The sequence below is a fragment of the Neobacillus kokaensis genome, from assembly GCF_014656545.1.
In the GTDB taxonomy this organism is placed as follows: Bacteria; Bacillota; Bacilli; order Bacillales; family Cytobacillaceae; genus Neobacillus; species Neobacillus kokaensis.
The window spans coordinates 1-19,691 of sequence record NZ_BNDS01000046.1 but is presented as its reverse complement, the minus strand read 5'-3'; the positions used below and the strand labels follow the sequence as shown (position 1 = coordinate 19,691).

Genomic DNA, 19,691 nt, shown 5'->3' with positions numbered 1-19,691 from the left:
GATCCTATGGGACAAAATACGTTAAATTTATTATGGAACTGTCCCATAGAAAGATCCTATGGGACCAACCACGTTAAATTTATTATGGAACTGTCCCATAGAAAGGTCCCATGTCACAAAACGTATATAATTTTTAACAAACTGTCCCATAAAAGGACTCATAAGGACAAGACCAGTTAAAAACCTGTCCCTAACAAAACAAAGAGGGATCTGCACCACAGTGCAGTCCCTCTTTATAATAAATCCTAAATACTTTCTACCTTCTGAGATTCCACATGTCCATGTTCAAGAGAATCTACATTTGTTAATTCCAGCAATTGCGCTTCCTCTAAGCCTTCAATGAGTGTCAGTTCACGAAGTACCTCAGCCTTCAGCCCCTTATCAAGTGTTAACACCATGATAGCCTCACCGCCTACTTCTGCACGGCCAACCTGCATGGTACCAATGTTAATTTGATAGTCACCTAGTAAGGAACCAACCTTTCCAATCATGCCTGGTACGTCTTTGTGTTTTATATATAAGAGATATTTCTCTGGTTTGACATCAATTCGATACTCGTTGATCTTTACAATTCGTGCCCCGTAGCCATTTAGGACGGTTGCACCGATGCGGGCTGCTTCAGCACCTTGAGATACAGAAAGTTCCATGTAATTGGCAAACCCTTTATTGGTTGCGTTTTTTTGCACATTATAGGAGACTTCCTGCTCCTTCAATAAATGAAGAACATTAATGAGATTCACAGAATCACTTAAATGATAGGATAGAATTCCGCGAAGCAGCGTCCGTGTCAGCAATTCAGTATCTTCGTCGATTAAATCTCCATAGTAGTTGATATTGATTTTTTCTGGTGCTTTCTTTTTCAACAATTGAATCACAAGCTGTCCGATTTGGTCGCCGAGCAGTAAATATGGCTGAAGCTTTGCCTGGGTTTCACCGGACATTTGCGGCATATTAACCGCATGTTGGATTGATTGCGTTTCAAATATGTCAATGATTTCTGCGCTGACTTCTTGAGCCACTTTTTCCTGCGCTTCCACTGTTGATGCTCCGAGATGGGGGGTCACAATGATATTTGGGTTTTGTAGTAATTCTGGATCAGCAACTGGTTCCTTTTCAAAAACGTCCAGTGCAGCTCCTGCTACATGGCCAGACTGAATCGCTCGGACAAGAGCTTTTTCGTCGATTATACCGCCGCGGGCACAGTTCACAATACGGACGCCTTTTTTAGTCTTAGCTAAATATTCGTCATTAATAATCCCTCTCGTATCATTGGTCAAAGGCGTATGAACAGTAATAAAATCAGACTCAGCAGCAATTACATCCAGGCTTGCTTTTGTAATCCCCAGCTTTTTCGCACGATCTTCTGTTAAATAAGGATCAAAGCCCAAAATATTCATGCCAAAGCTCTTAGCTCGTTTTGCTACTTCTGTACCGATTTTTCCCATGCCGACAACACCAAGTGTTTTCTTGTATAATTCTACCCCTTTAAAGGAATTACGGTCCCACTCGCCGCCAGCTGTTTTTTGATGCGCCTGTGGAATCTTTCGAGCAAGTGCCAGCATCATAGCTAATGTATGCTCAGTAGCAGCAATCGTATTGGCACCCGGGGCATTAATGACAATCACGCCCTTTTTGGTGGCTGCATTCACGTCAATGTTATCAACCCCAACACCTGCTCTGGCAATGACGCGCAGTCTGTCTGCTGCTTGCAGCAGTTCGTCGGTTACCTTTGTTTGGCTTCGGACAATGAGGGCATCATAGGACCCAATGATATTTATTAATTCTTCTGTAGGCAGTGTTGGCTGCCTGTCCACGATAAAATGCGGGTGATCTAACAAACTTTTTAAACCAGTCTGACTAATTCCGTCTGTGACAAGTACTTTATACATTTTCAATCCCTGCCTCCTTGTGTTTTATCCTAAGTTCTTCCTTCTTGTAACTTATAATGCTTCTTATTACTTATAAGACTTTAATGGAAAAAATAAAACGTCCCTCATAACAGACATATTGGTCTTGTTATGAGGGACGTAAATTAACGTGGTGCCACCCTCTTTTGCCGAAAAATTAACGCACGGCCTCGATCAGGTAACGGTTTTATCCGGGCTTGCCTAGTAGTCGCCGTTCAGCAGCCAGTTCAGAAGGGCTGGGCCAGGTAAAGCTATTTGCGCATATCTACGCTTTTGCTTTTCCTATTAAGATAGGCACCGGTTCACAGCGTCCACCGGCTCTCTGAAGCCATTTCTTAATGCCGTCTTCATCATCACAATTATTTATGATTGAATTTAATGAAATTTCAAAATTGTTGAATATAGGGATTATTCTACTCCCCATTTATAGTAATGTAAAGGGACAAAATAGAAAAAAATTCGTACTTTTTCGAGAAAAAAATTTCTGATATGGTGGCAAATTCAAGGATAATGCAGTGGTAAGCGATTACACATTATATAAATATAAAACAAACTATTGTAAAAAGATTCAGAGAATCATATAATGTCTACAACAGAAATACATTTGTACGCAGTGGAAGGACACTGACTGAGGAGGGGAAATGATGAAATCAATCTCGATTGGATTATTAGGCTTAGGTACTGTAGGGACGGGCGTCGTTCAAATTATTAAAAATCATCAAGATAAATTGATGCATCAAGTAGGATGTCCAGTGGAAATCAAAAAAATTCTTGTACAAAATGTACATAAAAAGAGACCAGTTGAAATAGACCCGAAAATTCTAACTTCAAGTGCTGATGAGATTCTATTAGATCAGGATATTGATGTCATAATTGAGGTAATGGGCGGAATCGATGCAACAAAAGATTATTTGATTACGGCGCTTCGCCAAGGAAAACATGTGGTGACGGCCAATAAAGATTTAATGGCCCTTCATGGTTCGGAGTTGTTAACAGTTGCTTCAGAATATGGCTGTGATTTGTTCTATGAAGCAAGTGTCGGCGGTGGAATCCCTATTCTAAGGGGCTTAGTCGATGGACTGGCTTCAGATCGAATCACGCAAATGATGGGAATCGTTAATGGCACAACTAATTATATTTTAACAAAAATGAGCAATGAAGGAAGATCGTATGATGAGGTTCTAAAGGAAGCGCAGGACCTTGGATTTGCGGAAGCAGATCCAACATCAGATGTCGAAGGCTTAGATGCAGCCCGTAAAATGACAATCCTTGCAACTCTAGGGTTTTCGATGCATATCGATTTGGATGATGTACAGGTAAAAGGTATTTCCAACGTTACTGAAGAGGACATCCGCTATGGTAAGAAGCTGGGTTATACAATGAAACTGATTGGCTATGCCCACCGCGAAGGAGAAAAGGTCGAGGTTAGTGTTGCACCGACCTTCTTATCCAACAATCATCCGCTGGCTTCTGTCCAAAATGAATATAATGCCGTGTATGTATATGGTGAGGCAGTAGGGGAAACTATGTTTTACGGGCCAGGTGCAGGAAGCCTGCCAACAGCATCAGCTGTCGTTTCCGACCTAGTGGCTGTGATCAAAAATTTACGCATTGATGTTAATGGGAAGAGTGCAGTAACACCGCAATATCCGAAACAGCTAAAAGAAGACAGCGAGAAGTATTCCAAGTATTTCTTACGAATTCATGTTCAGGATGAAGTCGGAGTTTTTGCTGAAATCACCACGATTTTTGCCAAACATGGGGTAAGCTTTGAAGAAATTCTTCAGCTGCCAATTAAGAAAAATGAAACATCTGAAATTGTATTAGTGACGCACCAGGCGTCATTAACAAATTATGATCAGATTTTACAGGAATTACATGATTTGCAAGCTGTGAAGGAAGTAAAAAGCACATACAGGGTTGTGAGGAAATAATGATAAGATGGCCAGGATTATTAGAATCATATAAAGAATATTTACCAATCAATGAGATTACTCCTAAACTTACTCTTAATGAGGGAAATACACCGTTAATTAAGCTTGAAAGACTGTCCGAGGAATGGGGAGTAGAGCTTTATGTAAAAGTTGAAGGGGCTAATCCTACCGGTTCCTTTAAAGACAGAGGAATGGTTATGGCTGTTGCCAAGGCTGTCGAGGATGGGAGTAAAACGGTTATCTGTGCTTCAACTGGAAATACTTCAGCAGCAGCGGCGGCATATGCCGCACGTGCAGGAATAAAATGTATTGTCGTCATTCCTGAAGGGAAAATCGCGATGGGAAAGCTCGCTCAAGCGATGATGTATGGTGCTGAGATTATCTCCATTGAGGGAAATTTTGACCAGGCTTTACAGATGGTTCGAAACATTAGTGAAGTAGAACCCATTACACTTGTGAATTCAGTAAACCCATATAGACTTGAAGGTCAAAAAACAGCTGCCTTTGAGGTTTGCGACCAGTTGGGGTTTGCACCAGATATCTTAGCGATTCCAGTCGGAAACGCTGGAAATATCAGCGCTTATTGGAAAGGATTCAAAGAATACAACGCCAAGAAGGAAACAGGGCTGCCAAGAATGTTTGGTTTTGAAGCGGCTGGAGCTGCTGCACTTGTTCACAATCGTGTGTTTGAAAATCCGGAAACCATTGCTACGGCAATCAGAATTGGAAACCCAGCGAGCTGGAATTTGGCTGTAAATGCCGTTCAGGAATCAGATGGGCAGTTTGACGAGGTCACTGATGAAGAAATTGTTTCTGCCTACAAAAAACTAGCCATAACCGATGGCGTTTTTGCGGAACCTGCCTCTTGCGCGTCCATTGCTGGTGTGTATAAGAGTATTCAAAATGGAAAAATCGCAAAAGGGACAAAAATTGTCGCTGTCCTTACAGGGAATGGATTAAAGGATCCTGATACCGCCATTAATAGCAGTCTTGTTACGCCGACTCAATTGCCAAACGACGAAAATGCGGTAGCAGCACATATTCGAGGGGTTGTAACAAATGTCTAAAAATAATAGCTATTTGATTAAGGTTCCAGCAAGTACGGCTAATCTTGGACCAGGGTTTGATTCCATGGGGCTGGCACTCAATTTGTATTTAACCCTTGAGGTTGAGAAGAGTGAACGATGGGAGTTTTATTCCTCTAATCAGGAGCTTACGAATCTTCCAAATGGTAATCAGCATTTTATTGCTCAAGTTGCTGAAGGTGTTGCGAAGAAATATGGAAAAGTATTAACTCCATTTAAAGTAAAGCTTGAAAGTGAAATTCCATTAGCCCGCGGGCTGGGGTCTAGTGCTTCTGCTATCGTTGCCGGGATCGAACTTGCCGACTTGGGCTGCGGTCTAGGATTAACCAAAGAAGATAAGCTCCTATTAGCAACCGAGCTTGAGGGTCATCCGGATAATGTTGGAGCTTCTATTTATGGAGGACTTGTGGTGGGCTGCTATCAACAAAATGAAGTAGATATGTTATCATTTACAAATTTACCTTTTGAGGCTGTAGTTGCGATACCAAAGGAGACGTTATTAACGAAGGATTCTCGAGATGTCCTGCCTGCTGCATTCTCACGCAGTGAAGCAATCCAAGCATCTTCTACAGCTAACCTTTTGGTCGCAGCTTTGTTAAGCGAGAATTGGGGATTGGCAGGTAAAATGATGGAGAAGGACCGTTTTCATCAGCCATATCGCCGACCGCTTATTCCATTTTATCAGGACGTAGAACAAACGGCTAAGAAAAATGGAGCCTTTGGAACAGCATTAAGCGGAGCCGGTCCAACCGTTATTTGCTTTACGGAGAAAGGCAAAGGAAGAAAACTTTCTCAAAACTTGCAGCAGAGTTATCCAGAAATGACGATAAAGCTTCTTCAAATCGATTATGATGGCAGTCTTGTAGAAGAATATGAGGAATATAGTAATCAAAGGAAGAAGCTTGTATGAACCTAAGGGCAGCGATATTGCTGCCCTTTACTAATCGTTTTGAGTTGTGGAGTAATTTTTTATTTTTGAAATATATTTTTTCTTTTTAGTGTTATAATTTGATGGTGTAAAACGTTAAAACGGGAGTGAAATAAAATGAATTTACAAGTAAAACGTGCTTACAACTTTAATGCCGGCCCATCCGCCTTACCGCTGGAGGTTTTAGAAAAGGCTCAGCAAGAGTTTATTGATTTTCGCGGCACGGGTATGTCTGTGATGGAACTGAGCCACCGCAGCGCTGATTATGAAGAAGTGCATAATCAGGCGAAGGATTCTCTAAAAGAATTATTGTCTATTCCGGATGATTATGAAATTCTGTTTGTCCAAGGAGGAGCAAGCCTTCAATTCTCCATGATTCCAATGAACTTCTTAAAACAAGAGCAAAAGGCTGGATATGTAATGACCGGTTCCTGGTCAGAAAAAGCCTTTAAAGAGGCTAAGTTATTCGGTAATCCCTATCATGCAGCCAGCACGAAAGACGGTAACTACAGCCGAATCCCGCAGCTTAATGAATTGCAGTATAATGCCGATGATGCATATCTGCATTTAACTTCAAACAATACTATTTTCGGTACTGCATGGAAGGAGTTCCCTGGCGTTGATGTGCCGTTAATTGGTGATATGTCAAGTGATATCCTGTCAAAACCAGTGGATGTCAGTAAATTTTCGTTAATCTATGCAGGAGCACAGAAAAATCTCGGACCATCAGGTGTGACAGTGGTGATTATTCGCAAGGACTTCATTGAAAAAGCGAATAAAAATATCCCAACAATGTTGAAATACAGCACACATGCAGATAACAATTCCTTGTACAACACTCCTCCAACCTTTGGCATTTACATGCTTGGTGAAGTTCTAAACTGGGTGAAAGGTATTGGCGGCATCGCAGAAATTACCAAGCGTAATGAAGAAAAAGCAAAATTGCTTTATGATGCAATTGACGAAAGCAATGGCTTTTATGTTGGACATGCAGAAAAGGACAGCCGGTCACTGATGAATGTTACGTTCCGGGTGAAGGATGAGGAATTAGAGAAGAAATTCTTGGCTGAAGCGGGTCAAGAAGGCTTTGTCGGTGTGAAAGGTCATCGGTCTGTTGGCGGGTGCCGGGCTTCTACCTACAATGCAGTCCCATATGAAGCCTGCAAAGCATTCAGCGAATTCATGAAACAATTCCAAAAGGTAAACGGATAACAGAAACGGCATGATTCTTTTGTAAGTTAAATACTTTCTTTCAAAAACTGCCCGTTTCATTAACCAATGACAACGGGCAGTTTTTCTTAATTTAATGGAAATTTTTTAAGAATTGCTCAAAATCATCTTTGCTGAGTGGTTTGCTAAATAAGTAACCTTGCATTTGTACGCAATTCTTAGACCGTAAAAACTCCTTTTGGTATTCTTCCTCGACACCTTCAGCTATAACATCAAGATGAAGACTGCGAGCAAGATTGATGATTGCTTCAGGAATCTGTGAATTTCCAAAATCTTGATCTATATTCTGAATAAAAGATTGATCAATTTTTAAGGTGTTAATCGGTAAATCCTTTAAATAGCTTAAGGAAGAATAACCTGTTCCGAAATCGTCAATCGAAACAGCAACCCCTAAATCCTGTAGAGATTTGAGTGTATGGACGATTTCACTAGAATTTGTTAAAAGAATACTTTCTGTAATCTCAATTTCTAAATGCTCTGGTGCAAGGTTGCTTTCAGCAAGGATATCCTTAACCCTTTGAAGCATGGTGCTTGGCTCTTGAAATTGCCGTGCGGAGAAATTAACGGAAATAGATAATGGTTGAGTAAGGTTCGTATTCCATTTACTAACTTGCTTGCAAGACCTCCTCATTACAAGATCCCATAACTGCTGAATAAGCCCCGTATCTTCTGCGATTGGGATGAATACCTCAGGTGTAACAACCCCAAATTCTTCATCTGTCCATCTGACAAGAGCCTCTGCTCCGAAAATAGTTCCCAATTCGACATTGACTTTTGGCTGATAACAAACTTCAATTGTTTCATTTTCAATCGCATTTCTTAAGTGAGCTTCTAAACGCGGCCTTTCAATATTTGATGGGTTTAACTTATCGTAATATACAGTAACTCTATTTCCGCCTTCTTTTTTAGCGGAATACATCGCTAAATCAGAATAAATAATGAGCGTGTCAATATTGTTTGTATGCTCCGGGTAAATACTGATTCCACAGCTGGCACTGAGATAAATTTCATTATCATTAATGGAATAAGGACGTTTTAAATTATTTACCATTCTTTCGGCTGCAGACTTTGTTTCAGTTAGTGTCCAATTCTTGATTAAAATTATAAATTCGTCGCCGCCCTGCCTTGTAATAATGGCGTGATCATCATCAGGAAAACAATCTTTAATCCTGCCGGCGACAATTTTTAAGATTTCATCCCCTTTGTTATGCCCGAATGAATCGTTCACTTGTTTAAAACGATCCAAATCTATAAATAAAACAGACACCGTTTCTCCAGTATTATTTGCGTGATTGATAATTTGTTTCAATTTTTCTTGAAAATAGCGGCGGTTTAACAATCCTGTTAATGGATCATGATAGGCTTGGTATTCAATCAGTTTCTTACTTTGATTTAAATCCTCTACATAGCTGAGTAAGTGGTTTGACATCGCATTCACGTTTTCGGTAAGCAAACCTAATTCATCTTTTCGTTTTAACTTCAAGGTTTTTCCGAAGTTCCCTTGGGCAATTTCATTTACCTGTTCTACGATATATCCAATCGGCTGAGTGATTGATCTTGAAAAAATAAAGCTAATAATTAAAACAATTATCATAATGGCAATAGAGAGAAGAATATGGACAACAAGTTCATGTCGCAGTTCTTCCTGAATTATTCCATAATTATACACGAGTCCAATGACAAAAGGCTGATCGTTTTTTGAAAACACAGGAACGAATGTTTTCATAATCATTTTGCCATTAAGATCTCCTCTATAAGATTGGTTTTGTTTCGTTTTAACGGCTTTCTTGATCATTGCAGCGTCTGTTGCGATATTTTGATATTGATACTTGCCATACCATATTGGCTGAGCCGAGATTCGAACATATTTATTACCGTTTAAACGAACAACTTCTTCTTTCTTTCCAAAATTGTTTGGATTAAAAACGGTTAGCTCTAATATCCCTTCTTCTCTTGTAAAATCTTTGATTATTTTCCATGGACCGAATCGCTTTTCGTAATCTGTAATTTTATCTCGAAAATAAGGATTAATAATATAATTAGTTGATCCGTCATAATAATATCCCCATTTATCAATATGATTCGGATTGGATGATGCGACTTCAATCGGCCCCGTCCAATAGTTTGGGAGTGTGAGTCCTTTTTCTACAGATACCGGCTGCAGGGCAAAAAGCTGATTATAGGCATCATACCAGTAGCCCCAGCCTTTGGTTCCCATTCCGATTTCATACGGGTCTGAGGACCTGACACCGAGAATGTCGTCTCTTGTCTTGGCTAATAAAGTTATATGGGAAACTCCGGTTTCTTTTGCTAACCTTTTGAGTTGATCATTTGTAATATCCTGGTAACGAGCTGGAAGGTTGTGTTTTATCGCTAATGATGCTGTTCGTAAGTCTCTGCCGAGAATATCTTCTACATACAAGCTGCTATTTTTTGTATTTTTTACCTGGTACGAAACTTCCTTCACAATCATCTTGATTATTGTTTCATTGTAATTCAGCAGCTGGTTTTTTGAACGTATATAATGAAAGGCATTATTGGTTAACAAGATGAAAAAAACTAAAAGACAAAATATGAGGGGAATCTTTTTCTTAATCGACAATAATACACACTCCAAACAGCTTTATTTCATACTATTTTTTTCAAGTAGAAATATTTTATTACAGATTAAAGAAAAGGACCATACCTGATTTTAACAGCTGGTCCTTTTCATTCGCATATTATTCTTTTATACCATGGAGCCACTCTTGATAACATTCGGTGCAAAGTGTTTCATCTCTCTCCTGGTTAGAGGCAACAAATGAGACATAATGCATTTGCCTTTCTTCAAGATCGTTTGCACAGTAAAAACATTTATCAGACATTTTTATTCCTTCTTTCTACTGCAGTTTTTGGGCTAGGTTGATGGCAGTTTTGGATGTGGTTAGATCAAGCTGCAGCTGCTCACTTAAATCATGGGGGTGATAATAACCTTTGGCCATCATATAAATAGTAATTTTCTCATGCGTTGCTATCGCATCATTTAATTGCTGTTGTAAAGCAGTTTTTAACTCAGGTGTGGCCGTTTCGGTAATTGCCACAGCATAATTCCTCACAGCAGCCTTTGCGGATATAAGAAAATCTGTGGCTATCACCTGATCAGTCAAGCCGCCCATTCCGACAAGGTTCTGAATTAGTTGGTTCACACGCCATCCCCCCGATTCGTTAAAAACTGCTGGATTTGCTGAATATGCTGCATCCCTGCAGCAGTATCCGCTTCAAGCATCGTCCGCAGTTCTTCATCCTGAGCTAATTTGCTCATCGTCGTCGTTTTCGTTAAACAAAGGTTTTTAAAGGCTAATAATTCATGTAAATCCAATGTTTCATGAAGAGCCAAATGCTTTGCCATCATGTCTTCCTCCGTGATAAGTACTTTTTCACTTTTATCATCTCAAATGTCTTGCGTGATTATTCATTTTCTAAGCTTGCATAAATGAAAATAGCTAAGGGGGAAAATAAGGCTGGAATATATTTGGAGGTGAATGCATGGATAACCTAGCGCTGCATGAAACAATGGAGACGCATGAGCTGATAAATTTTAAAACGGTTTGTTTACTGAAATCAAAACTGATGCAGGGAATCTGTTTTGATAACGAGCTTAAAGCTCTAATGGAAAAAGACGTCCAGCAATCGAAACAAGATATCAACGAATTAGTCGGTTTTTATAAGGATAGCCAACTACTACAATAACGTAATGGAGTGAACCTAAATGGAAGACTTTTTAGACCCGCGAAATGCCGAGGGAATGCCTAATCTAGCGGATTCTGCCATAGCAATGGATTTTTTGCTTGGGGTCAAAACTGGGATACGCAATTATGGTTTTGCAATAACCGAGACTGCACACCCGAAACTTAGAAGGATTTTGCATCGTCAAATGAAAGCGGCCATTGATCTTCATACTGAAATATCCGATTTGATGATTAAAAAAGGATGGCTGAACCCTCACAATATAAGAGAACAAGTCACGGTTGACTTAAAGGCTGCAGAAACAGCCATACAAATTTCAGAGTTAAATCTATTTCCAAATGATACTGACCGTCAAGGCATGTTTGCAACACCGAACCAATAAAGGAGGATCTTTGATGAAGGCTGTTACATACCAAGGTATTAAGAATGTTGAGGTTCGAGAGGTAAAGGACCCAACAATCAAAAATGCAGACGATATTATTGTGAAAATTACCACCTCCGGAATTTGCGGTTCGGATTTACATTTGATTCATGCAATGATTCCTAATTTGCCAACTGACTATGTAATTGGTCATGAGCCATTGGGAATTGTCGAGGAAGTGGGACCTGAGGTTACAAAATTAAAAAAAGGCGACCGAGTGATTATTCCATTTAACGTTAGCTGCGGCCATTGCTGGTATTGCACTCATGATTTGACGAGTCAATGTGATAACGGCAATCCGCATGGTCAGGGGGCTGGTTTTTTTGGTTATTCCGAAACAACTGGCGGCTATGCTGGAGGTCAGGCTGAATATATGCGGGTGCCATTTGGTAACTTTACTCCGTTTAAGCTTCCGGAAAATTGTGAGGTTGAAGATGAGAAATTGATGCTGCTTGCGGATGTGATGCCCACTTCTTATTGGAGCGTCGATCACGCCGGGGTGAAAAACGGGGACACCGTTATCATCCTTGGCTGCGGCCCGATTGGCTTAATGGCTCAAAAATTTGCCTGGTTAAAAGGGGCAAAGCGGGTAATTGCGGTAGATTATGTCGGTTACCGATTAGAGCATGCCAAGCGGACGAATAAAGTAGAAATTGTAAATTTTGAGGACCATGAAAATGTCGGCGACTATCTCCTGGAAATCACTCAGGGCGGTGCTGACGTTGTCATTGATGCCGTCGGTATGGATGGGAAAATGACCCCGTTAGAATTTCTCGCCTCCGGTATGAAACTTCATGGCGGGGCGATGAGTGCGATTGTGATTGCAAGCCAATGTGTAAGGAAAGGCGGAACGATTCAAATAACAGGTGTGTATGGAGGACGGTATAACGCCTTCCCTCTCGGTGATATTTTTCAACGCAATATTGATCTAAAAATGGGCCAGGCACCAGTTATTCCATATATGCCCACATTGTATAACATGGTGAATGAAAGGAAATTTGACCCCAGCGACATTATTACCCATGTCCTGCCGCTTGATCAGGCAAAGCTTGGGTATGAAGTGTTTGATACGAAGACAGAGGATTGTATTAAAGTGGTGTTGAAACCTTAAAAGGGCTGAAAATTTAAGCCCTTTTATATTAAACTTCCCGCCTGTTCAATAAACAATTTTGATAAAATAGACTGCGTTTTATTGATATTATAAACAAGGTAAAAAAAACGTTCATCATCAAAACCGTTTATTTCATGGATTTTCAGCAGGTGGTGCTGTGCATACTCTTGTGCGGCCATTTCTGAGATAATAGAAATTCCGATATTTTGCATCACAAACTGCATCAGGCTTTGTCCAGAATCGGTAAAAGCGATAATATTCAATTCGTCTTTTGAAATATTATTTTTCTTCAGATACCCTTCTAACATTGCGTTTGTCCCAGAATCAGGGTTTCTCATAATGAAGGGGTACTGCAGGATTTCATCAAGCTTGACAGGACCCAATAAATCCATTTGAGTAGATGTAATGAGCACAAGTTTTTCCTTTAATAAAGGAATATATTGAAGTTTGTCACTTTCATATTTATTTCCGACGATGCCTATGTCTGCGCTCCCATTCATAATATTTTCCAATGCAATTTTAGACGAAGATTGATTGATGTGAAAAATGGCATTAGGGTACTGCTCCCTGAATTTCTTTATCATCTTTGGCAGCAAAAACTGACCCGGAACGGAACTTGCGGCAATATGAATTACTCCCCGAAAGTCATTCATCCCCTGCTTTAAATCAAGCAAAGCTTGATCTTTTAACAATAACAGCTTTAATGCCCATTGATATAATCGTTCTCCATAAGGTGTAACAATCGTTTCTCGCCCAACCCGATCGAAAAGTTTAACATCAAGCATTTTTTCCAAGGCTTGAATATGGGAGCTTACGGTTGATTGACTTAAAAAAACATCCTCAGCCGCTTTGGAAAAGCTCTTATGTTCAACGACTTTTGTAAAAACATACAGCTGGTGTAAATCCATCGGAATTTTCCCCTTTTATATTCATATAATCGATTAATAGTAATTGATAGAATAGATAAATTGAATTTCTTCTAGTGTACCACTTTTTTATAATGAAATTGACTTGCAATTTTTAAAAAAGGAAGGGAACCGATGGCGCAAGAATATCAAGTGAATTTACTCTATGATGCAGGCCAAACAGGGTGCGGCGAACTAATCATGAATTTGTTCCTAACCATGAAAAAAATGGAAAGCGGACAAATCATAAAGGTTATCTCCTATGACCCAGGTGCCAGGGAAGACATCCCAGCATGGTGCCGGATGCAAAAGCATTCTCTCCTTGAACGGCAGGATTTTGGCAAAACAAGTCATTATTATATTGAAAAAGGTTAAACACTACCTTTTACATAAAAAAATTATTGGGGGAATAAATCATGGCTGGAAAATTTTTGGTAAGTTTAACAAATGCAAAAAACGATCCTGATAAAGCAACAGTTGGTTTTGTAGTTGCCAACGCGGCGGTGGCATCAGGCCAGGAAACGGTTGTATTTTTAAATGTGGAAGGTGCGTATCTTGCTTCAAAAGGGTATGCCAACGATATCCATGAGGAAGGCTTTGCCCCGTTAAAACAGTTAATGGATCAATTCGTAGAAGCAGGCGGTACACTCTGGGTATGCAGCCCTTGCTTTAAAAAGCGCGGTCTGGACGAGGAAAAACTAGTAGAAGGGGCAGTTATTGTCGGCGGCGCCAAATTAGTTGAATTTCTTAGCCAAGGTGCGGCTTCAATCACGTATTAAGGTGATCGCTATGGTTACTCCACATGCGGTTTGTGATGGCGGCGATTTAGATTGCGGCTCAGGGCTTTTACTAATTATTAAAAAAGCAATGGATCCACTAGAGAGCGGGCAAATTTTAGAAGTACGGAGCAGGGAGCGAACAGTTGCCGAGGATCTGCCTGCTTGGTGTCGGATGGTGAACCATGAATTTCTTGGTTCAGAGCCTGCTGATAACACAACTCGTTATTTTATTGCAAAAGGTGCAGCGCAGGAAGAATTGCAGCAGGATTTGGAAGCGGCAAAGGGCTACCAGTGGAGTGTGCGTGTTCAGAGTGGAAAGGATCTTTCTGTGAAGGTTCTTTCAAGGAATCATAGTTTCATCGTTGGGCAGCCGGCAGATTTTAGCCCTAAGGTAAATGCACCGAGTGCAATCGATTATCTATTGGGCGCGCTTGCTTCATGTTTGACAGTCGGCTTTAAAGCACAGGCCTCCAGGAAGAACATTGAAATTGATCATCTTGAATTTTCACTAAAGGGTGGTTTGGAAAACGTATTGTACCATTTGGAGTTGGAGCAGGAAGGAAGCCCACAGATGAATCAGATTTTCGGGACTTTTTATGTGTCATCACCTGAATCTGAAGATGTATTGGGGGAATTATGGCTTGCTGCATTGGACCGTTCTCCTATCTATCAAACTCTGAAACAAGCTGTACCAATTGAGATAAAGCTTGCAATTGTATTTTAACTGGGGGTTATAACAATCATGACGATACCGATGTTTCCCACCACGGTGATTGGCAGCTGGCCAAGGTCAAATGAAGTGAAAAAGGCGATGCGCGACAAACGTATCGGGAGAATAACAGAAGAAGAATTTCAGGTAATTGCCGATCAAGCGATAATAAAGATTTTAAAGTTGCAGGAGGAGGCAGGAATTGATATTGTTTCAGACGGTGAGCAGCGCCGTGACAATTTCATTTCCTTTGTTGCTGAGCATTTGAACAATGTTCAGATGCTGTCGGTTTCGGAGCTGCTAGAGTTCGTAGAAGATAAAGCAAGCTTCGAAGAAATTCTTGGTACCTTAGATGTACCTGCTTTTTCGATGTCGAACCCGGCTGCTGCAGGAAAGATTAGCCGTAAAAAGCCGCTCGCTTTGAATGACTATTTTTTTATGAAGAAATATACAGATAAAGCCATTAAAGTGGCGTTGCCTGGTCCTTATTTGTTAACCAGGGCAATGTGGGTGGAAGGCTTATCAATGGATGCTTATCCGACCAAAGAAGACTTGGCGGTGGATATTGTCCAGGTGCTGCGTGAAGAATTAGAAGACTTGATTGGCGCGGGTGTTGAATTTGTACAATTCGATGAGCCAGTGTTGACCGAGCTTGTGTTCACACAGAAAAACGCAAATCGAACCTTTATGTGCGGGGCTTTGACGGCAAAGGCCGATGCCGAGGAGGAAATTGCCTTTGCGCTGGATTTGATAAATCAGGTGACAGAAGGGATGCTTGGCAAAGGCACACGAATTGGCGTCCATGTTTGCCGTGGGAACTGGAGCACACAAGAAGAAGTCCTGCTGCGCGGCCCATACTATCCGTTAATTCCTTATCTCTCTAAAGTTCATGTAGATCAGCTGATTCTCGAATTTGCAACTCCTCGTGCCGGAGAAATTGATGCGATACATGATTTCGGGGGTAAAGAGATCGGCTTTGGAATTGTAAACCCAAGGACAGAAGCTGTTGAAACAGTAGATAACATTGTGGAACGGGTTCAGGAAGTAAGGAAATTTATATCCGATGATAAAATCTTTTTAAATCCGGACTGCGGCTTTGGCACTTTTGCCCAGCGCCCGATGAACAGCGATGAAATTGCCGTTAAGAAGCTAAAGGTGATGGCGGCCGCGGCGAAGAAGCTGCGGGAAATGGTATAAGGCTAATTTCAGGTGCCTGACACTTACTTTATGGTGTCAGGCATTTTTAAATGGAATAATTCTGCTTTAGCGAAGGAGGAAAGAAGTAAGCTGCCTCAACAGCTTTACTTATCAATCAAATAGACTTAAACACCAACTGCACTTTTTTCCGATATAAGGCATTGCTCTAAAATCCATCCCCACTCGCCATGACCAGAAGCAGTATTGATATGACCCATATTTGGAAAAGTAATAGTAGGTAAACCGATATTCTTATAAAAATTGGCATCCTCCAGACTACAATAGGGGTCATTAGAAGAATGGATAAATAAAGTTTCTTTGGCTGCCAAGGATAAAGATTTACGCTCTAATGGTACAGGAAAAAATGATTTCGCTTCTGAGAGAACAACCCTTGGTGACGGGGGTGCTACAAGAATAGCCCGGCTGGCAAGTGTTTTGTTTAGGTGTGCCGTATAATGAAGCCATAGTAAGCAGCCTAAACTATGGGTAATAACTGTTAACTGATGATCCTTAGGAACCCTTCCCAATACCTCGTCTAACTCCTTAAGCCATATTTTTTTATTAGGGAAATCAAAATTTGAGAAGGTAGGGTAATATACATTAAACCCTTGAGTAGTTAGTTTTTCAGCAAGCCAAGTTTGCCAATGATCTTGCCCGCTTCCCCCTAAACCGTGAAGAATAAGAAAGCTTTGTCTATTCAACTTGATCCCTCCGTTAGAATTTAAATTTAACTATTCCGATTGATAAACTTGGTATTGAATGAATTATATCTTGTTCCAATAAAAAAGGCAATTAATAAAAAAAATATTTGTAAATATCCAGATAAACAATCATTATAAACAGAAGGACATATAGAAAGCAGGGGTATTTTTGAAAGATTTTTTGTCATTAGGAATTTCAAAGAAAATAGTTGATACATTACAAAGCAATGGGATTGTCAACCCATCACCCATTCAGGAGCAAGCAATTCCGATTATCGTGAAAGGCCAGGACATTATTGCACAGGCACAAACCGGTACAGGGAAGACCTTTGCTTTTATCCTCCCAATTCTTGAAAAGATAGACCGTAGTGCTGAACATGTTCAAGCCCTAATCGTTACACCAACAAGGGAATTAGCGCTGCAAATTACAGATGAAATAGATAAACTTGCAGAGAACTTAGAGGATATAAAGGTGCTAGCTATGTACGGAGGTCAAGACGTAGAGAAACAGTTAAAAAAATTGAAAACAAACCCACAAATTGTAGTAGGGACTCCAGGTCGAATTCTTGATCATATTAGAAGAGAAACTGTTCAGTTGTCAAAAGCTTCTTTTTTGGTTTTAGATGAAGCCGATCAAATGCTTCACATCGGATTTCTCGGAGAAGTGGAGGATATTATAAAAGAAACTGCTAAGGATCGGCAGACAATGCTGTTCTCAGCAACAATTCCTCCGGAAGTGAGAGCTTTAGCCAAAAAGCATATGAATACACCAGATTATGTTCAAATTGAAAAAACACAAGGTCCAGCGGCGAATGTCAAGCAGCTTGCGATTCATACGATTGACCGTGCCAAACAAGCAACGCTGATTAACTTAATTGAAACCCATCGACCATATTTGGCCGTTATTTTTTGCCGGACAAAACGAAGAGTTAGTAAACTATATGATGCGCTAAAAGGGCACAAATTTGCTTGTGATGAGCTACATGGGGATCTATCACAAGCAAAACGCGAGCAGGTAATGAAGCGTTTCAGGGATGCAGACATTCAATTGTTAATTGCCACGGATGTTGCCGCAAGAGGGCTGGATGTAGAAGGTGTCACACATGTATTTAATTATGATATTCCTCAGGATGCAGAAAGCTATATTCACAGAATCGGCAGAACTGGCAGGGCTGGGATGAAGGGATTAGCGATTACATTATACTCCTCAGCAGACAAGCCTACATTGGAACTAATTGAAAAAGGACTCAATATTCGGATTCAAAAGCAAAATATAGGAAATGCTCAAATGGAAAAAGAGGGGCAGACTGAAATAAAAAAAGACCGTCCTGCTCGACACATGGAGAAACGTGTTGGAGGGAAAGGACACCGAGGAAGTTCTGTTGGACCAAGAGAAAAAGGAGACGGCCGAGAAGGAAGGAAAGAGGAACAAGGTAATAGGACAAGGAGCGATAAGCCTAAAGCGAAAGCTGCTGGCAACAGAAAAGGCACACAACAAAGAAACGAACGTTCATGGCAAAGTTCTGAGGGAAACAAAAGAAGAAAAAACGAAGGAAACTCGATTAAAAATAACCGAACTAGTACAAAGAACAAATCTGGAAGAAATAAATAATGAAAAAGCTCCTCCACGCTTTCATGCCCTTTTCAAGCATTATTAATCAAACTTTTGTATTGCATGATAATCAACAGCCAACTGGCACTGTCCAATATTGAAATAGATTCCCCGAGGAGTTCCTTCTTCTCGGATTAACAAAAAAGCCTGTCACAATAAAATGACAGGCTTTCCTGATTTAAAAAGTATGGAGCCTAGCGGGATCGAACCGCTGACCTCCTGCGTGCAAAGCAGGCGCTCTCCCAGCTGAGCTAAGGCCCCGTTTGCTTAATACAAAAATTATTATATCTGCATTTTATCTTTCTTGCAAGAGGTAAATTTTAAAAGAATATAATTGAGTAATATGTGGTATTTAAGAAGCTATGCAAATTCCTAAATAGTTAAACAAAAATTAGAATAGACTTATATAAAAAAGGGAAATGCCGAATTACATATCCGTTTGAAACATAGGGGGAAGAATGGTATGCAGAGTATACTTAGCAATGAAATGTTTATTATCATCGTTAGGTTATCATTGATTGTTTTATTAAGTGGATTTATTGGATTTGAAAGAGAGTTAAAAAACCATCCCGCTGGACTCAGAACACATATATTAGTGGGGGTGGGTTCCTGTTTATTAATGCTTCTGTCATTATTTGGATTTGAAGATTTTATAAATTCTCATCCGCAAGCAACACGGTATGATCCCAGCAGAATTCCAAGTTATGTTGTCTCCGGTATTGGTTTTCTTGGAGCGGGTACTATCTTAGTGCATGGCGGTGTCACTGTTAAAGGACTAACAACAGCTGCCAGCATCTGGACTGTTGCCGGGCTGGGGCTGGTGGTTGGAGTCGGAATGTATTTCGAAGCTGTATTGGTAACGGTTATTATAATAACAACATTGTTATTCCTAGATAAATTAGAAACGAAGTTAGAGGCATTATTCAAAAAAAGAGATATCCCCCAGGAAAGTTATTTAATCTCCATTGTAATTAACGAGGAAAAAGAAAATCTTAATCAAATCAATCAGCTGTTTCTTGATAAGAAACTTGAGATACAAAAATTTAATATGGAATATAGTGATTGGGATGAATCAGTCGTGAAATATACCTTTAAAGTTAAAGTGCCTAATACAATTAATCAGATTGAAATTATGGAAAGTCTCCAACACATAAACAACGTTCAAAAAGTTCAAATTGAGAGCTAGGATGAAAGTCAAGATAATCTCTTGGCTTTTTATATTTCTTTAAAAACTTTTTTTAAAACTATATTGCAATCATTTGTTGAACATGATATATTAAAACTCGTCCTCTTCAAGAGAGCGTCAAACAACAAAAAACAAATAAAAAAAGTTGTTGACACTAAGAAGCAGGATATGATAAATTAAAGAAGTCGCTTTTGGGCGATTGAGAAAAAATGTTGGATAAGGGAAATGATTCCAATAAAATTGTTCTTTGAAAACTAAAC

At 40.0% G+C, this 19,691-nt stretch carries 20 protein-coding genes and 1 tRNA gene; 13 read left to right on the top strand and 8 right to left on the bottom strand.

The annotated features are described in order from the left end of the window. Positions 1 to 245 precede the first annotated feature (245 nt). Complete coding sequence (serA, locus tag IE222_RS25525) at positions 246 to 1,889, bottom strand: phosphoglycerate dehydrogenase (protein ID WP_191277202.1); 1,644 nt, start codon at positions 1,887 to 1,889, stop codon at positions 246 to 248. Between the two features lie 659 nt (positions 1,890 to 2,548). Here serA and IE222_RS25520 point away from each other — a divergent pair. From IE222_RS25520 to serC, 4 genes are all read left to right on the top strand, one after another. Continuing rightward, positions 2,549 to 3,841 carry a homoserine dehydrogenase gene (locus IE222_RS25520; RefSeq protein ID WP_275671522.1) on the top strand — a complete coding sequence of 431 codons (1,293 nt, stop codon included), beginning with the start codon at positions 2,549 to 2,551 and terminating at the stop codon, positions 3,839 to 3,841. Positions 3,842 to 3,843: 2 nt separating this feature from the next. After that, on the top strand, positions 3,844 to 4,908 hold the full coding sequence (gene thrC, locus IE222_RS25515) for a threonine synthase (protein ID WP_191277201.1): 1,065 nt from the start codon (positions 3,844 to 3,846) through the stop codon (positions 4,906 to 4,908). Further along, positions 4,901 to 5,836: a homoserine kinase gene (thrB, locus tag IE222_RS25510; RefSeq protein WP_191277199.1), complete on the top strand. Its 936-nt coding sequence runs from the start codon at positions 4,901 to 4,903 to the stop codon at positions 5,834 to 5,836. Before thrC ends, thrB begins: the two co-directional genes overlap by 8 nt. Positions 5,837 to 5,971: 135 nt before the next feature. Further along, the gene (serC, locus tag IE222_RS25505; protein WP_191277198.1) at positions 5,972 to 7,066 is read left to right on the top strand and encodes a 3-phosphoserine/phosphohydroxythreonine transaminase; all 1,095 of its coding nucleotides are present in this window, start codon (positions 5,972 to 5,974) and stop codon (positions 7,064 to 7,066) included. Between the two features lie 91 nt (positions 7,067 to 7,157). Here serC and IE222_RS25500 read toward each other — a convergent pair whose 3' ends face one another. The 4 genes from IE222_RS25500 to IE222_RS25485 all read right to left on the bottom strand — a co-directional run bounded on the left by IE222_RS25500 (position 7,158) and on the right by IE222_RS25485 (position 10,472). Beyond that, complete coding sequence (locus IE222_RS25500) at positions 7,158 to 9,686, bottom strand: bifunctional diguanylate cyclase/phosphodiesterase (RefSeq protein WP_191277197.1); 2,529 nt, start codon at positions 9,684 to 9,686, stop codon at positions 7,158 to 7,160. Between the two features lie 118 nt (positions 9,687 to 9,804). Continuing rightward, positions 9,805 to 9,948, bottom strand: a complete 144-nt coding sequence (locus IE222_RS25495; RefSeq protein WP_191277196.1) for a hypothetical protein — start codon at positions 9,946 to 9,948, stop codon at positions 9,805 to 9,807. Positions 9,949 to 9,963: 15 nt separating this feature from the next. Next, positions 9,964 to 10,269 (bottom strand): spore coat protein, encoded by a 306-nt coding sequence (locus IE222_RS25490; protein ID WP_191277195.1) that lies wholly within the window; start codon positions 10,267 to 10,269, stop codon positions 9,964 to 9,966. Beyond that, the gene (locus IE222_RS25485; RefSeq protein ID WP_191277194.1) at positions 10,266 to 10,472 is read right to left on the bottom strand and encodes a hypothetical protein; all 207 of its coding nucleotides are present in this window, start codon (positions 10,470 to 10,472) and stop codon (positions 10,266 to 10,268) included. The genes IE222_RS25490 and IE222_RS25485 overlap by 4 nt, the downstream gene beginning before the upstream one ends. 137 nt (positions 10,473 to 10,609) lie before the next feature. Here IE222_RS25485 and IE222_RS25480 point away from each other — a divergent pair, with 137 nt between their 5' ends. Genes IE222_RS25480 through IE222_RS25470 form a run of 3 tightly spaced genes read left to right on the top strand, consistent with a single transcriptional unit; the run spans position 10,610 to position 12,342 of the window. Further along, positions 10,610 to 10,813 (top strand): spore coat protein, encoded by a 204-nt coding sequence (locus IE222_RS25480; RefSeq protein WP_191277193.1) that lies wholly within the window; start codon positions 10,610 to 10,612, stop codon positions 10,811 to 10,813. A gap of 19 nt (positions 10,814 to 10,832) precedes the next feature. Then, entirely contained in the window at positions 10,833 to 11,192 is a 360-nt protein-coding gene (locus tag IE222_RS25475; RefSeq protein ID WP_191277192.1) for a spore coat protein, read from the top strand. Between the two features lie 13 nt (positions 11,193 to 11,205). Then, complete coding sequence (locus IE222_RS25470) at positions 11,206 to 12,342, top strand: zinc-dependent alcohol dehydrogenase (protein WP_191277191.1); 1,137 nt, start codon at positions 11,206 to 11,208, stop codon at positions 12,340 to 12,342. A gap of 23 nt (positions 12,343 to 12,365) precedes the next feature. On the opposite strand, the gene IE222_RS25465 is transcribed toward IE222_RS25470, so the two are convergent. Next, positions 12,366 to 13,250, bottom strand: coding sequence for a selenium metabolism-associated LysR family transcriptional regulator (locus tag IE222_RS25465; RefSeq protein ID WP_191277190.1), 885 nt, complete (start codon positions 13,248 to 13,250; stop codon positions 12,366 to 12,368). Between the two features lie 132 nt (positions 13,251 to 13,382). Between IE222_RS25465 and IE222_RS25460 the strand changes: the two genes are divergently transcribed. Genes IE222_RS25460 through IE222_RS25445 form a run of 4 tightly spaced genes read left to right on the top strand, consistent with a single transcriptional unit; the run spans position 13,383 to position 15,932 of the window. Then, positions 13,383 to 13,622: a sulfurtransferase TusA family protein gene (locus IE222_RS25460; protein WP_191277189.1), complete on the top strand. Its 240-nt coding sequence runs from the start codon at positions 13,383 to 13,385 to the stop codon at positions 13,620 to 13,622. A 41-nt stretch (positions 13,623 to 13,663) separates the two neighbouring features. Continuing rightward, entirely contained in the window at positions 13,664 to 14,026 is a 363-nt protein-coding gene (locus tag IE222_RS25455) for a DsrE family protein (protein ID WP_191277188.1), read from the top strand. A gap of 10 nt (positions 14,027 to 14,036) precedes the next feature. Then, positions 14,037 to 14,750 (top strand): sulfurtransferase TusA family protein, encoded by a 714-nt coding sequence (locus tag IE222_RS25450; protein WP_191277187.1) that lies wholly within the window; start codon positions 14,037 to 14,039, stop codon positions 14,748 to 14,750. A gap of 18 nt (positions 14,751 to 14,768) precedes the next feature. Next, the gene (locus tag IE222_RS25445) at positions 14,769 to 15,932 is read left to right on the top strand and encodes a cobalamin-independent methionine synthase II family protein (RefSeq protein WP_191277186.1); all 1,164 of its coding nucleotides are present in this window, start codon (positions 14,769 to 14,771) and stop codon (positions 15,930 to 15,932) included. 125 nt (positions 15,933 to 16,057) lie between these two features. On the opposite strand, the gene IE222_RS25440 is transcribed toward IE222_RS25445, so the two are convergent. Next, complete coding sequence (locus IE222_RS25440) at positions 16,058 to 16,633, bottom strand: RBBP9/YdeN family alpha/beta hydrolase (protein ID WP_191277185.1); 576 nt, start codon at positions 16,631 to 16,633, stop codon at positions 16,058 to 16,060. Positions 16,634 to 16,802: 169 nt separating this feature from the next. Between IE222_RS25440 and IE222_RS25435 the strand changes: the two genes are divergently transcribed. Next, positions 16,803 to 18,245, top strand: coding sequence for a DEAD/DEAH box helicase (locus tag IE222_RS25435; protein WP_191277184.1), 1,443 nt, complete (start codon positions 16,803 to 16,805; stop codon positions 18,243 to 18,245). Positions 18,246 to 18,433: 188 nt separating this feature from the next. Here IE222_RS25435 and IE222_RS25430 read toward each other — a convergent pair. Continuing rightward, a tRNA-Ala gene (locus IE222_RS25430) sits at positions 18,434 to 18,506 on the bottom strand. Positions 18,507 to 18,708: 202 nt separating this feature from the next. Between IE222_RS25430 and IE222_RS25425 the strand changes: the two genes are divergently transcribed. Continuing rightward, positions 18,709 to 19,431, top strand: a complete 723-nt coding sequence (locus IE222_RS25425) for an MgtC/SapB family protein (protein ID WP_191277183.1) — start codon at positions 18,709 to 18,711, stop codon at positions 19,429 to 19,431. The last annotated feature ends 260 nt before the right edge of the window (positions 19,432 to 19,691 follow it).

Bases quoted from the DNA above. Each gene is read 5' to 3' on its own strand.
- serA (WP_191277202.1), bottom strand. From the start codon at position 1,889: ATGTATAAAGTACTTGTCACAGACGGAATTAGTCAGACTGGTTTAAAA.
- IE222_RS25520 (WP_275671522.1), top strand. From the start codon at position 2,549: ATGATGAAATCAATCTCGATTGGATTATTAGGCTTAGGTACTGTAGGG.
- thrB (WP_191277199.1), top strand. From the start codon at position 4,901: ATGTCTAAAAATAATAGCTATTTGATTAAGGTTCCAGCAAGTACGGCT.
- serC (WP_191277198.1), top strand. From the start codon at position 5,972: ATGAATTTACAAGTAAAACGTGCTTACAACTTTAATGCCGGCCCATCC.
- IE222_RS25495 (WP_191277196.1), bottom strand. From the start codon at position 9,948: ATGTCTGATAAATGTTTTTACTGTGCAAACGATCTTGAAGAAAGGCAA.
- IE222_RS25485 (WP_191277194.1), bottom strand. From the start codon at position 10,472: ATGGCAAAGCATTTGGCTCTTCATGAAACATTGGATTTACATGAATTA.
- IE222_RS25480 (WP_191277193.1), top strand. From the start codon at position 10,610: ATGGATAACCTAGCGCTGCATGAAACAATGGAGACGCATGAGCTGATA.
- IE222_RS25475 (WP_191277192.1), top strand. From the start codon at position 10,833: ATGGAAGACTTTTTAGACCCGCGAAATGCCGAGGGAATGCCTAATCTA.
- IE222_RS25470 (WP_191277191.1), top strand. From the start codon at position 11,206: ATGAAGGCTGTTACATACCAAGGTATTAAGAATGTTGAGGTTCGAGAG.
- IE222_RS25465 (WP_191277190.1), bottom strand. From the start codon at position 13,250: ATGGATTTACACCAGCTGTATGTTTTTACAAAAGTCGTTGAACATAAG.
- IE222_RS25460 (WP_191277189.1), top strand. From the start codon at position 13,383: ATGGCGCAAGAATATCAAGTGAATTTACTCTATGATGCAGGCCAAACA.
- IE222_RS25455 (WP_191277188.1), top strand. From the start codon at position 13,664: ATGGCTGGAAAATTTTTGGTAAGTTTAACAAATGCAAAAAACGATCCT.
- IE222_RS25450 (WP_191277187.1), top strand. From the start codon at position 14,037: ATGGTTACTCCACATGCGGTTTGTGATGGCGGCGATTTAGATTGCGGC.
- IE222_RS25445 (WP_191277186.1), top strand. From the start codon at position 14,769: ATGACGATACCGATGTTTCCCACCACGGTGATTGGCAGCTGGCCAAGG.
- IE222_RS25425 (WP_191277183.1), top strand. From the start codon at position 18,709: ATGCAGAGTATACTTAGCAATGAAATGTTTATTATCATCGTTAGGTTA.